This window comes from Bifidobacterium adolescentis ATCC 15703, assembly GCF_000010425.1.
Lineage (GTDB): Bacteria > Actinomycetota > Actinomycetes > Actinomycetales > Bifidobacteriaceae > Bifidobacterium > Bifidobacterium adolescentis.
This window is the reverse complement of the sequence record NC_008618.1, coordinates 42,399-55,087: the sequence shown is the minus strand read 5'-3', so window position 1 is coordinate 55,087 and position 12,689 is coordinate 42,399. Positions and strand designations below refer to the sequence as shown.

10 protein-coding genes are annotated in these 12,689 nt (G+C 60.8%); 6 read left to right on the top strand and 4 right to left on the bottom strand.

Annotated features, from left to right (window positions below):
- Positions 1–4 precede the first annotated feature (4 nt).
- Genes BAD_RS00220 through pknB form a run of 5 tightly spaced genes read left to right on the top strand, consistent with a single transcriptional unit; the run spans position 5 to position 7,655 of the window.
- Positions 5–1,618: a PP2C family protein-serine/threonine phosphatase gene (locus BAD_RS00220; protein WP_041777456.1), complete on the top strand. Its 1,614-nt coding sequence runs from the start codon at positions 5–7 to the stop codon at positions 1,616–1,618.
- Positions 1,615–3,198, top strand: coding sequence for an FtsW/RodA/SpoVE family cell cycle protein (locus BAD_RS00215; RefSeq protein ID WP_011742593.1), 1,584 nt, complete (start codon positions 1,615–1,617; stop codon positions 3,196–3,198). The genes BAD_RS00220 and BAD_RS00215 overlap by 4 nt, the downstream gene beginning before the upstream one ends.
- Positions 3,191–4,657 carry a peptidoglycan D,D-transpeptidase FtsI family protein gene (locus BAD_RS00210; RefSeq protein WP_011742592.1) on the top strand — a complete coding sequence of 489 codons (1,467 nt, stop codon included), beginning with the start codon at positions 3,191–3,193 and terminating at the stop codon, positions 4,655–4,657. The genes BAD_RS00215 and BAD_RS00210 overlap by 8 nt, the downstream gene beginning before the upstream one ends.
- The gene (locus BAD_RS00205) at positions 4,654–5,598 is read left to right on the top strand and encodes a serine/threonine-protein kinase (protein ID WP_003807258.1); all 945 of its coding nucleotides are present in this window, start codon (positions 4,654–4,656) and stop codon (positions 5,596–5,598) included. The genes BAD_RS00210 and BAD_RS00205 overlap by 4 nt, the downstream gene beginning before the upstream one ends.
- Complete coding sequence (pknB, locus tag BAD_RS00200) at positions 5,595–7,655, top strand: Stk1 family PASTA domain-containing Ser/Thr kinase (RefSeq protein WP_011742591.1); 2,061 nt, start codon at positions 5,595–5,597, stop codon at positions 7,653–7,655. Before BAD_RS00205 ends, pknB begins: the two co-directional genes overlap by 4 nt.
- A gap of 118 nt (positions 7,656–7,773) precedes the next feature.
- On the opposite strand, the gene BAD_RS00195 is transcribed toward pknB, so the two are convergent.
- The 3 genes from BAD_RS00195 to BAD_RS00185 all read right to left on the bottom strand — a co-directional run bounded on the left by BAD_RS00195 (position 7,774) and on the right by BAD_RS00185 (position 10,380).
- A complete protein-coding gene (locus tag BAD_RS00195) occupies positions 7,774–8,418 on the bottom strand; it encodes an anthranilate synthase component II (RefSeq protein ID WP_041777188.1) in 645 nt (214 codons plus the stop codon).
- An 81-nt stretch (positions 8,419–8,499) separates the two neighbouring features.
- Positions 8,500–9,594 carry a class E sortase gene (locus BAD_RS00190; RefSeq protein WP_011742589.1) on the bottom strand — a complete coding sequence of 365 codons (1,095 nt, stop codon included), beginning with the start codon at positions 9,592–9,594 and terminating at the stop codon, positions 8,500–8,502.
- 6 nt (positions 9,595–9,600) lie between these two features.
- The gene (locus BAD_RS00185) at positions 9,601–10,380 is read right to left on the bottom strand and encodes a DUF881 domain-containing protein (RefSeq protein ID WP_011742588.1); all 780 of its coding nucleotides are present in this window, start codon (positions 10,378–10,380) and stop codon (positions 9,601–9,603) included.
- A 141-nt stretch (positions 10,381–10,521) separates the two neighbouring features.
- Between BAD_RS00185 and crgA the strand changes: the two genes are divergently transcribed.
- Positions 10,522–10,983, top strand: coding sequence for a cell division protein CrgA (gene crgA / locus BAD_RS00180; protein ID WP_021913503.1), 462 nt, complete (start codon positions 10,522–10,524; stop codon positions 10,981–10,983).
- A gap of 189 nt (positions 10,984–11,172) precedes the next feature.
- Here crgA and BAD_RS00175 read toward each other — a convergent pair whose 3' ends face one another.
- Positions 11,173–12,447 (bottom strand): class I SAM-dependent methyltransferase, encoded by a 1,275-nt coding sequence (locus BAD_RS00175; RefSeq protein ID WP_011742586.1) that lies wholly within the window; start codon positions 12,445–12,447, stop codon positions 11,173–11,175.
- Positions 12,448–12,689: the final 242 nt, after the last annotated feature.

Below are 12,689 nucleotides of genomic sequence, written 5' to 3'. Positions count from 1 at the left end.
GTTTTTGCCGACTTCCACCGCTTCGCAACAATTGTTCATGTATTCCACCGTCGTCTCCGACGTGGGCACCGTGCGTTCCAACAACCAGGATTCCGCGTTCGCCGGCGAGCATCTCATCGCCATCTGCGACGGCATGGGCGGGCATGCCGGCGGCGACACCGCCTCCACCATCGCCATCCGGTCGCTGGCGCACATCGAACAGGACAATGTTGACGGCGACGTGCAGGTCGTCTCCCATATGATGGCGACTTCCGTCATGGCCGCGCACGACGCGATCGTCGGCAAAGCCAAACGTGAGCGTCGTCTTGCCGGCATGGGCACCACCGTCACGTCCGTGGCACTGGTCGCCGGCTGCTGGGTATTGGCGCATATCGGCGATTCCCGCGCGTATCTGCTGCACGACGGCCATCTGGTCCGCATGACCAGCGACCACAGCTACGTGCAGCATCTCATCGACACCGGCCGTATCAGCGAGGCCGAGGCGCGCAACCATCCGCAACGCAATGTGGTGATGCGCGTGCTGGGCGATTTCGACATCGATTCGCGCCCTGACATCGCCATCCGCAAGGCGCATCCGGGCGACCGTTGGCTGCTGTGCTCCGACGGCCTGTGCGGCGTGCTGGAAGATTCCACGCTTGAAGAAGTGCTGTCCACCTGCGCCGATCAGGAGGAGTGCGCGCAGCGGCTCGTATCGATGGCGTTGCGTGCGGGCAGCACCGACAACGTCACCGCGGTGATCGCCGACGCGACGCTCGCGCTCGACGCGGACGCGTTCGACCTGCCGCATCAGACGCCGCTGGTCGGCGGCGCGGCCAGCGCAAGCTTGGAAACCATCGCGGACATCGTCAACGAACCGGTCGCTTCCGCCCCGCCTCTGCGCGAAGGCAAACAGTCGCCGGCGGCGCGTGCCGCGGCCCTGCGCAGCGGCAAGGATCCCAACGAGGAGCCGAAACAGCCGGAACAGCGCGTCGCGCAGCCGTCGTCGGTCCGCGAAGACAATGGCGACCGTGTCAATACCGATACCGGGGAAATTCCGATTGTGCAGAAGCGCAACGGGCGTATTTCCGCCGATCCGAACGATCCGGAAGTCGCCAAGGCGATTCGCAACGAACATATCGAGGAACGTAAGACGAAACGGTCGCGCAAATTCCGCAACCGCATCATCACCATACTCATCATCATTCTGGTGCTGCTTGGCGTTGCCGGCGTGGGCGTGGGCACCTACCGTTGGAGCCAAACCAAGTACTACATCGGCGACAACAACGGCAAAGTGGCGATTTTCCAAGGCGTGCCGACGAGCATCTTCGGTGCCAAACTGTCACATGCCGTCACCGACACCAATATGAAGACCAGCGATCTGCCGCCAAGCTGGCGCGAACAGCTTGACCAGGGCATCTCCTTCGACACGTACGGCGAAGCGAAAAGCCATACCCGTCTGATCAAAAAGCAGCTGAACGATGCGAAGCGCAAGCAAGAGGCGAGGCAGCAGGAGAAGGCCGAAGCCGAGCAGAAGGCGAAGGACGAAGCAGCCGCCAAGCAGAAGCAGCAGGACGAAGCGGCGAAAAAGGCCGCCGATCAGGCCGCGCAGACCAACAAGTCGGGCGGTGACAAGTCATGATCGCAACACGCTTGAGACAGCTTGGCATGCTGCTGTTCAGCATGCTGCTGTGCGCGGTGGCGTTCTTCCAGATGTTTGAACGCACCACGAACGGCTTCCCGCAAAACTATGTGTGGATGCTCGCGTTCGTAAGCGCGCTGTTCCTGACCGCCTGGGGTCTGCTGCTGCGATTCCAGCCGCACGCCGACCAATCGGTCATGTGCTGCGTGCTGGTATTGACGGGCATCGGCGTCACGATGATCGCACGCCTCGACCAAGACACCAAAACCACAGTGGCGTTCCGACAGTTGCTTTGGTTGGCGATCGCACTGGTGTTTGCCAACCTGCTGGTGGTGTTCATGAGGGATTACCGCGTATTGCGGCGATTCTCGTACGTCAGCATGGTGATCGGCATCGTGCTGTTGCTGTCGCCAATGCTGCCGGTGGTCGGTTCCGAACAGTACGGCGCACGCATCTGGGTGAAGATTCCCGGCTTGGGATCGTTCCAGCCGAGCGAATTCGCCAAACTGTTCCTGGCGTTCTTCTTCGCTTCGTATCTGTTCGACCATCGCGACCAGCTTGCCGTCGGCGGAAAGAAGATTCTCGGCATCCAACTGCCACGCATCAAGGATATGGGACCGATCATCGTGGTGTGGATCGTCTCCATGGGCGTTCTGGTCCTGCAGCATGATCTGGGCACGTCACTGATGTTCTTCGCCATGTTCGTGTCCATGCTGTACGTGGCCACCGGGCGTAAAAGCTGGATCGTCATCGGATTCATCGCCTTCGCCGCCGGCGCGGTGGCGGCGGCAAGCATCTTCAGCCACGTCGGCTCGCGTGTGGACGCCTGGCTTCACCCGTTCTCCGCGGCTCAATACAACAAGGAATACGGCGGCTCATACCAGCTCGTCACCGGCATTTTCGGCTTGGCTTCCGGCGGTCTGATGGGCACCGGCCTCGGTCAGGGCCACCCGTCGATCACCCCGATCGCAAATTCCGACTACATTTACGCGGCATTGGGCGAGGAGCTGGGATTGACCGGCCTGATGGCCATTCTCATGCTGTATCTGCTGATCATCGCAGCCGGCATGATCACCGCGATGAAAATCAAGGACGGCTTCGGCAAGCTGCTTGCGTCCGGCTTGGTGTTCACCATGGCCTTCCAGGTGTTCACCGTGGTCGGCGGTATCACGCTGGTCATTCCGCTGACCGGTCTGACGCTTCCCTACATGGCGGCCGGCGGTTCGTCGCTGATCGCAAACTACATGCTGGCCGCGCTGCTGATCGTCATCTCCAATTCCGCGAACAGGCCGGAATCCGAGATTGACAGCGACACATTCCAGCAGGAAGCCGTCAGGGTGTTGCGCGAACGCGAGCGGAACCGTCGTACCGAAATCGCCGGCAATACGCGTTCGGGTGCGGCGAAGGCTTCGGCCATCCCGGCCGTGCGGGCAAACCATGCGGGCGCAGCCGGACAAGCAGGTCATGCCGTGCCCGCCAATCAAACCAGCCAAGCCGGCCAGACCGATCAATCCAATCCGACGATTCCGATAACCGGAGTCCTGCCGACGATCGACCAGCAAGGAGCATCGCATGAATAAGTCGCTCCGCCAGCTGTTCACCATCGTGGTGGCCTTGTTCGTCATTCTGGGCATGTCCACCACCATCATCATGGCCATCCGAGCCAACCAGCTCACCAACGACGCACGTAACGTCCGCGCGCTGTACCACGAATACGGCGCACCGCGCGGGTCCATTCTCGCCGCGGACGGATCGGTCATCGCAAAATCCGATCCTTCCAACGATTCGTTCTCGTACCAGCGTTCCTATTCCGCCGGCGAACTGTATGCGCCGGTCACCGGATTCTTCTCCATCAGCCAGCGTGGCTGGAGCGGCGTCGAAGCGTCCCGCAGCTCGCTGCTGTCGGGCCAGTCGGAGCAGCTGCTCTGGCAGCGGTTCAAGTCGCTGTTCACCGGGCAGGAGAACAAGGGCGCCAATATCGAAACGTCCATCGATCCGAAGATTCAGCAGGCCGCATACAACAGCCTCGGCAGCACGGATGGCGCCGCAGTGGCCATCGAGCCGAAAACCGGCCGTATCCTCGCCATGGTCAGCACGCCCAGCTACGACCCGAACCAGCTGGCCAGCCATGACATGAGCCAGGCGAACAGCAACTACGGCGTGCTGTCCCAGGACGCCACCAATCCGATGCTCAACCGAGCCACTTCGCAGCTGTATCCTCCGGGGTCCACGTTCAAAACGGTGGTGGCCGCCGCGGCTTTGGAAACCGGCCAATACCAGCCGGATACGCAGATTCCGGCAGGAGCAAGCTACACGCTTCCCGGCACCGTCACGCAACTGACCAACGCCGTACCGCAGGCCGACGGCGCTGACGGCAAGATCTCCATGGAGGACGCGCTGGCGTATTCGTCGAACACCGCGTTCGCCCAGTTGGGCGTGTCGTTGGGCGACAACGCCGTCTCGTCCATGGCCAAGAAACTTGGTTTTGACAGCCCGATCACCGTGGACGGTTCCGATTACACCGGAACCCCGTGGGTGTCTGTCACGTCGAAGTTCCCCACCGACATCAACGACGACAAGCTCGCATTGGCGTCTATCGGCCAGGGAGACACCGTGGTGACACCGTTGCAGAATGCTATGGTGGCCGCCGCCATAGCCAATGATGGCAAGCTTATGCAGCCCACGCTGGTCGACCGCGTGCGTTCCGCCGACTTGTCGGTCATTTCGCAGACCAAGCCCACGGTCATGTCCCATGCGTTCAGTGCGGATACGGCCAACAAGCTCACCCAGATGATGGAGGCCGTGGTCACCAAGGAGAACACGAATCTGGCCATCAACGGCGTGCAGGTGGCCGTCAAGACGGGTACCGCGCAGATTGGAAACGGCAATACGTCCATCGACGGCTGGGTGATCGGATTCGCACCGGCGGACGATCCGAAGATCGCGGTGGCGGTCGTGGTGCATAACGTGGACCTGTACGGCTCGTTCGCGGCAGGACCGATTATGAAAGCAATGATGCAGGAGGCGCTGGCAGAATGAAACTGGTTGAAGGACAGCTCATCCACCGACGCTACAGGTTAGATTCCCGCCTGGCCCAAGGTGGTATGGGTGAAGTGTGGAAAGGCTATGACATCCAACTTGGACGTCCGGTGGCCATCAAGGCGCTACGTGGCGATTTGGGCGTCACCCAGGAGGCCAAACTGCTTCGTCTGCGCGCGGAAGCCCATAATTCCGCCAATCTTGCGCATCCGAACATCGCTGCGCTGTTCGAATATTACGAGCATGACGGCATCGGATTCCTCATCATGGAATACGTGCCGAGCAAGTCGCTTGCAGACCTGTACCACGAGCAGAACGGCCCGATGGACCCGATCAAGCTGCTGCCGATTCTCATTCAGACCGCACGCGGCCTGTTCGTCGCGCATTCCCATGGCGTGATCCACCGTGACGTGAAGCCGGCGAACATCATGGTGTCCGATTCCGGCGAGGTGAAGATCACCGACTTCGGCGTCTCCTACTCCACCAACCAGGAGCAGATCACGCAGGACGGCATGGTCGTGGGCACCGCGCAGTACATTTCCCCGGAGCAGGCGCAGGGCAAGCATGCCACGCCGCAATCCGATATCTATTCGCTTGGCGTCGTCGCCTATGAGGGCCTGTGCGGACACCGTCCGTTCACGGGCGCCACACCGGTCGACATCGCCGCAGCACATGTCAATAATCCGGTTCCGCCGCTGCCCGACACCGTCGATGTGCAGTTGCGTGAATTCGTCATGTCGATGTTGGCCAAGGACCCGCTGGACCGTCCGAAGGACGCGCTGGTGGTGTCACGCACCCTGTCCCGCATCGAACGCCGTCTGCTCGACCAGCAGACGCAGCTGGCCGACACGATGGTCGTCTCTTCGGGAGGAAGGCTTCCCCGACGTGTGGTCAGCAAACCCCATATCTCCGTGAGCAATGATTGGAAGGAACAGGGATGAACATCAACATGCCTACCTCTCTGGCCGGGGGCCGTTATCAGCTCGGCCAACTCGTCGGCCGTGGCGGCATGGCCGAAGTGCATGTGGCGACCGACACGCGTCTGGGGCGTACCGTCGCCGTCAAGATCATGCGCGCCGATTTCGCCACTGACAGCATCTTCCTTGAGCGTTTCCGCCGTGAAGCCCATTCCGTCGCGCAGATGAACAACCCGAACATCGTGAACATCTACGATTCGGGCGAGGAAACCGTCACCACGGAAACCGGCGAGATCGAGCATCTGCCGTATCTGGTGATGGAGTACGTCAAGGGTCAGACCCTGCGTGACATCCTCAAGGTGAATGGCGCGCTGAGCCAGCGCGACGCCGAGCAGGTGATGATGGGCGTGCTCAACGCGCTCGAATACTCGCACCGCATGGGCATCATCCACCGCGACATCAAGCCCGGCAACATCATGATTTCCGAGCAGGGCGTGGTCAAGGTCATGGACTTCGGCATCGCCCGCGCGATCGACGATTCCGCGGCCACGATGACGCAGTCGCAGGGCGTCGTCGGCACCGCGCAATACCTGTCTCCGGAGCAGGCGCGCGGCGAAAGCGTCGACATGCGTTCCGACCTGTATTCCGCCGGCTGCGTGCTGTACGAAATGCTCACCGGCCGGCCGCCGTTCACCGGCGATTCGGCGGTGGCGATCGCCTACCAGCATGTGTCGGAAGTCGCCACTCCCCCAAGCACGATCGTGCCGGGCCTGCCGAAGATGTGGGATTCGATCTGCGCGAAGGCGATGGCCAAGGATCGGCAGAACCGTTACGCCACCGCTTCCGAGTTCAAGAACGATCTGCTGACGTTCATGAACGGCGGTGTGCCGATGGCTGCCGCGTTCAACCCGTTGACCGACCTGACCAACATGAAGGCCCGCAAGCAGGCCGAAATGGATGCAGCCACCGTGCCCATGGCGCCGGCGACGGATGCGCCGACGCAGGCGTTCAATCCGGTCACCGGCCAGTTCGAGGCCGTGCCGAATCCGAATGGCGGAGTCGAAACGAAGACCCGTGCGGAACAGCGTGCCAAGGCCGTGCAGGAGCGTAAGAAGAAGCAGATCATCATCGCTTCCGTGGTCGGCAGCATCGTTGTTTTGCTGGCCGTCATCGGTATTTTCTTCGCGTTGAACGGGCATAAGAACACTGCGGATCTGGTGTCCGTGCCGGACTTCACCGACACGTCGAACATTTCCCAGGCGCGTGTGGAAGAACAGCTTAAGGCCCTTGGTCTGAAGCTTGACGCCCGTGACGATGCCACATCCAGCCAGCCAAAGGGCACCATCACCAAGCAGAATCCGCAAGGCGGCAGGAAAGTGGCGAAGGGCTCCACGGTCTCCGTGTGGTTCTCCACTGGCCCACAAGCGGTCCCTGTTCCGGATGTGTCCGGCAAGACCCAGGAGGAGGCGAAGAGCATCCTCGAGGCTGCCGGATTCAAGGTAGGCAACGTCAAGACCGTGGATAACGCCACCATTGCGAAGGATCAGGTGGTGAACACCGATCCGGCCGCGAATTCGAAGCAGACCAAGGGCACCATCATCACGCTGTACATTTCGTCCGGCATGACCAAGATTCCGGATGGTCTGGTAGGCCAGGCCAAGGATTCGGTCATCGCGCAGCTCAAGCAGGCTGGTCTGACGCAGATCACCATCGAAAGCGAGTATTCCGATTCGGTGCAGTCCGGTGCAGTCACCCGCATCGATCCGGGTTCCGGCAGCACCGTCGAAATGGGCACCGCGGTGACCATTTGGGTGTCCACCGGCAAGCAGCAGACCAGCGTGCCGAACGTGGCCGGTATGAACTACGCGGATGCCAAGGCTCTGCTGGAAGGCTACGGCTTCCAGGTCAACGTTTCCGGCCCGCAGGACGGCACGGTTGCTTCCATGAGCCCGAATGGTGGCAGCAAGGCCGATAACGGCTCCACCATCACGCTGACCACCAAGGCCCAGCCCGCCACCGACACCGGTGACAATAGCAACGGCAACACCACTGACAACAATCAGCAGCAACCACAGCACTAATCAGTGATGATGAAAAAGGAGCGGCTCAACGCCGCTCCTTTTTCATATCCCGTACCGTAAAAACCTTGCCGGTTCTCTGCGGAATGCGGATTGCAGACTACCTTCGAGCTACAGCCTCCTACTCAACAACCTTAGGCTGCAATCCAGCCGACTTCTCAACCGCGGAATCCTGCCCGCACACCTTCAGCCAGTTGGCCAGCAGACGGTAGCCGTCCTGGGTCATCACGGACTCCGGATGGAACTGCACCGCGTACATCGGCTTGCTGCGATGCTTGATGCCCTGCACGATGTGGTCGCCCTGCGTCCACGCGGTCACCACCAGATCGTCCGGCACGGACTCCGGTTCCACTGCCAGGGAATGGTAGCGCGTGGCGGTCATCGGATTGGCCACGCCGTCGAAGATCTCATCGTCGATATGCTCAACCTGGCTGGTTTTGCCATGCATGATGGTCGGCGCGTGGCTCACGATGGCACCGAACACTTCGGCGAGCGCCTGCATGCCGAGGCATACGCCGAACATCGGCTTGTCGAGCTTCGCGCACAGGCGGATCATGTCCTCGCTGGCGCCGGATTCGGCCGGAGCGCCGGGGCCAGGAGAAATCAGCACGCCGTCGTATTCGTCGATCACGCCCGGCTGGGACGGGTCGATCGCGTCGTTGCGCACCACGGTCACCGTGGCGCCGAGCGTCTTGAGATAGCCGACGATCGTATAGACGAACGAATCGTAATTATCTACCACCAGAATGCGTGCGGAATCGGTCATCATGCTCCAATCAACGTTTGAACAGCAGTGTACGTGCGTTCCGTGCCGCAGCAACGTCCGCGTCTCACGCAGCGGCAGCCTTTAGATGGCCGTGTAGTTCGACATCTCCTGCAACATCGGAATAGTCGACGCGGCCCACGGGAACAGCCATTCGAAGCACGATGCGGCCGCTGCGAAAACCAGCAGCAGCACCAGCAGCAGACGGATCGGCAGCACGCCCGGCTGCAGTCGCACCAGGCTGCCGTACAGGCTGAAATCGGCCTTCTTTCGTCTTCCTGCGCGCACGTCGGCGAGATACGGCCATCGCCAGGCGACGGCGGCGGAAATAAATATGATCACGTATGCGGCGAGCGCGCCGAAGATCCACGGTTTCAGCGTATCGATCGACGACAGGAACGACGACTGTTCGTTGTTGACGAATTTGACTGTGCCGTTGGCGTTTTGGGAGGCCAGTTCCTGTGGGATGCCGTCGGAGACCTTCGCCCAGTAGGAGAATTCGGCGTAGCTGATCCAGCGGTGCGTCGGCGTGGAGTATTTCGGTTCGCAGGTGGTCATGGTCAGCATGCGTTTGGTCGGTGTTGCGCCGGGGTTTTCGGGGTTGGCCGCCACCACTTCGGTCTGTGTCGGCAGCACGATTTTGTAGCTGGTGTAGTGGTACACGTACCAGTAATCCTGCGTGCGGACGATGATCGGGTCGCCTTCCTGCAGTTTGTCGACGTCGCCGAGCGGCTGCCCGTAGCCGTTGCGGTGGCCGGCGAATGCGAAGTTGCCGACCTGGCCGGGCATCTGCGAATCCGTGTAGTGGCCGAGGCCGTGCTTGTTGAGCTGTGTCAGGTCCGTGCCTTCCACCAGGTTGCGCTGCCATTGGCTGCCGAATCGCGGTATGTAGATTTGGGCGATGAGTTCGCCTTCCGTGGCGCTTTGCGGCTGTACAGGCGGGTCACCCTGCTGTGCCTTCGCCACGGTGACGTTGCCGGACTTTCCTGGATCGGACCAGGATACGGATTGGCGGGTTTCGATCTGGTTATGCTCCGACTGCACGCCCGTCCACCACATCTGCCATGCGATGTACAGCGCGCAGATGGCGGCGGCGGTCAGCATGAGTTCGGCGAGGATGCCGAGTATCGTCCACAGCGCGCTTTTGGTGCGTCCGCCACGGCTTGCCACATGTTTCATCGATTGTTATTTCCCCTCTTGCGAGTCGCCGTTCTTGTCGTTTTCGAGCGCTTTCGCATACTGCAACGGCTGCTGCAACGCGTCGGTCGCGTCGAAATGCAGTTTCGTTTTCTCGTCGACCTGCCATCCCAGGCCGAACGCGCTCACGTACTGCTTGTAGATGGACACTTCCTCGGAATCGTCGAGCGCTTTTCTCATGCCCTCCACTGGTCCGATCGCCGAGATTTTGAACGGCGGCGAATACTTCTTGCCTTGCAGCAGCAGCACGTTGCCGGAGCAGCGTACGGCGGAGTTGAACAATACGCGCTGGTCCATGATCTGCATGGATTCGGCGCCTCCCGCCCACAGCGCGTTGACCACGGCTTCGATGTCCTGCTGGTGCACCACGTAATCGTTGATGTTGGCGCTGGATCCGTTGGCGTCGACCATGTTCTCCCATAGCGGCGAATCGTCGAGCGTCACCACCAGTCCCGGGCCTTCCACGGCGGGGAGCATGGTGCCGTTGCCGGCGCTTTCGCTGTCTTGCGATCCGTCGGCGTTCTGGCTGTCGAGTGTTTTGCTCAGATCGTTGACTCTGGTGCTCAGCGCATCGATTTCGGACCGTAGCGAGTTCACTTTTTTCACGCGCTGTTCCACGAGTTCGGCGGTATCGTTGCTGACCACCACGGAACGGTTGACGCGCAGGTTGGTGGACAGCAGGAATCCGGAGAACAGCAGCACGAGGAACGCCGCGACGCCGGCCGCCTTCGACCGTTTCGCGCTGTGCTTTCCGGTATGCTTCGCCATACGCGCCTTTCCAAACCTGCCTGAATCCGCCGGGTTTCACTGAACAATTGTCCTGATTTTGAACAGTTTTACGCCGTGAGTTCGCCGCTTTCGAGTCTACCCACTATTATGACTTTTAGCCTATTAAAGGAGACTATGCTGATGGCTGACGAAGAGCTGCACGAAACCACCGCGGATGACCAGAAGGATCTGCAGTCCGCCGACGACACCGCTGCCGTCGAGGAAACCACCGAAGATGTCGTCGACAAGACTTCTGTTGACGAGGACCAGTCCGACGATGACGATCTCGATATTCCTATGGACCGTGTCGAAGCGGTGCTGAACGCCACCGTTGATAAGGATTCGCTGTCACCGCAGATGCAACGCATGATGAACCGTCAGGCGGAGAACACCCGCCGTGTGGAGGAAAGCATCAAGGGCACCAAGTCCAACCCGCGCTGGTTCGTGCCGCTGTTCTGCGCGCTGATGATCATCGGTCTGGTGTGGGCCGTGGTCTACTACCTGACCACCGATTATCCGATTCCGCACATCGGCGCTTGGAACCTGGCCATCGCGTTCGCAATCATCATGGTCGGTTTCATTATGACCATGTGGTGGCGCTGAGTCGGTTTTCTCCGTTTCGCCTATTCCATCGAGGCTTATTCAAAAGACGCCGGGTTCTTTGCGATCCGGCGTCTTTTTTCATCCGCTTCATCCACTTCATCCACTTTACTTACCGCGTCTGCATCGCCCCGCTTCAGCTTTAGGAAAAGCGGTTTCCTGTCGAGTGGAAAGCCGCCGCTTACCCGCCGATTATCTGCTGATTTTTGCCGTCCGAATCAGCACGTGGTCGCCGCCTTGCATGGTGGTGCCGAACAGGTAGGCGTCGCCGCCGTCGGCGAGCTTGAGTTTCTTGCGCAATTGCGGCGCGGTGAGTGGGAAATTACGCACGGCGATGTTGGCACGGTCCAAGCCGGACAGCAATCGCTTCAGCTCCTTCTTACCCATACCGCCGATCGTTTCAATCGCAAAACCGCGCCCCGGAAAACCATCGACCGGCTCGTCCGATACGAACAGGTGGCTGCTCGGGCCGATCTGCACCGCCCCGAATCGCGCTTCCACCACGTCGAAGCAGCCGGCCTTCATGATCGACGCGTTCGGCTCGTACAGGTAGCGCAGCTCGTGCGGCAGCGGCGCGTCCCCGATGCGCAGGCCGCGCGTATAGGCGGCCGCATCGTAGTCGAGTCGCTGATCGTCGTTCACGCAGTACACGTGCGGCGCACGCGTGTCTGCCGCTGCGGCATCGGACGTTGCCCCGGCAGCCTTGCCGTCCAGCACCAGAAGCAGTTCCTTGCATTCGTTGCCGGTGGAGACGATGTGCACTTCGGCCACAGTGCCCGCGAAATCGTCGACCGCCTTGCGCCAGTCGAGCATCGGCGACAGTTTGATCATCACATATCGTGCCTTAGCCAGCAGCAGATCGCGCAGCGCCAGCACGTCGGGCGTGCAGTCCTCGATCGCGTAGGTGCGGGCGCCGTGCTCGTCGCGGCGGGCCGGGTCGATGTAGATCAGCTGCGCCGGCTCCATCGCACGTAGGTATTCGACGCCGTCGCCGCACACCACCTGTGCTTGCGTGAGGCCCAGCGCCGCCATATTGTGCGCGGCCAGTTCGCATAGATGCGATTGGCGTTCCACGTACGTGGCGTGACCGAATCCTCGGGCGAGATATGAGAAATCGACGCCGAATCCGCCTGTCAGGTCCGTCATGGTCGCGTCGTTGGCCGTCTGTCCCGCCGATTGCGGCAGAGATCGCAACAGACGCCGGGCGATTTCGGCCTTGTATTGCGCTGTGAACTGCGATGAGCACTGTTCCATGGAAATATGCGCGGGATAGACGATATCCGCGCAGGCGGCCCATTGCGGCAGTTTGTTGCGGGCGATTTGCCAGCCCGCGATCTGGTCGAGCGCGGCCGGCAAGTCGAGGTCCGCCGTCCGTTTGGTTTTGAGCGCTAGGTCACGCACATCTTCATTGCGATGCGCCTCGGCGAAGGCGCGCGTCACGTCGTTGAGCAGTGGTCCGTCACTCATGGTTCCTCTCCCCTTCTTCGCAAGTATCTGCCATGTCGCACGTATATCGTCGCACGCGTATCCTGCGTCCGTGGCGCATCGGTATTGCGTCCTTGTCGATTGCCTTCGTCATCTTATCTTTCCTGTGGATAACAAGTGGACAAATGTGGATGAATGTGGATAACGCCGCCCATATTTTGTGCCTGAGTCAACGTCGCACCACGAAATACCGGCGGCGATTTTCCCCATTTTTGTGGGGTGTG

What these genes read in the sequence shown, in the direction of transcription:
- BAD_RS00215 (WP_011742593.1), top strand. Translation starts at nt 1,615, where the DNA reads ATGATCGCAACACGCTTGAGACAGCTTGGCATGCTGCTGTTCAGCATG.
- pknB (WP_011742591.1), top strand. Translation starts at nt 5,595, where the DNA reads ATGAACATCAACATGCCTACCTCTCTGGCCGGGGGCCGTTATCAGCTC.
- BAD_RS00210 (WP_011742592.1), top strand. Translation starts at nt 3,191, where the DNA reads ATGAATAAGTCGCTCCGCCAGCTGTTCACCATCGTGGTGGCCTTGTTC.
- BAD_RS00195 (WP_041777188.1), bottom strand. Translation starts at nt 8,418, where the DNA reads ATGACCGATTCCGCACGCATTCTGGTGGTAGATAATTACGATTCGTTC.
- BAD_RS00185 (WP_011742588.1), bottom strand. Translation starts at nt 10,380, where the DNA reads ATGGCGAAGCATACCGGAAAGCACAGCGCGAAACGGTCGAAGGCGGCC.
- BAD_RS00175 (WP_011742586.1), bottom strand. Translation starts at nt 12,447, where the DNA reads ATGAGTGACGGACCACTGCTCAACGACGTGACGCGCGCCTTCGCCGAG.
- BAD_RS00205 (WP_003807258.1), top strand. Translation starts at nt 4,654, where the DNA reads ATGAAACTGGTTGAAGGACAGCTCATCCACCGACGCTACAGGTTAGAT.
- crgA (WP_021913503.1), top strand. Translation starts at nt 10,522, where the DNA reads ATGGCTGACGAAGAGCTGCACGAAACCACCGCGGATGACCAGAAGGAT.
- BAD_RS00190 (WP_011742589.1), bottom strand. Translation starts at nt 9,594, where the DNA reads ATGAAACATGTGGCAAGCCGTGGCGGACGCACCAAAAGCGCGCTGTGG.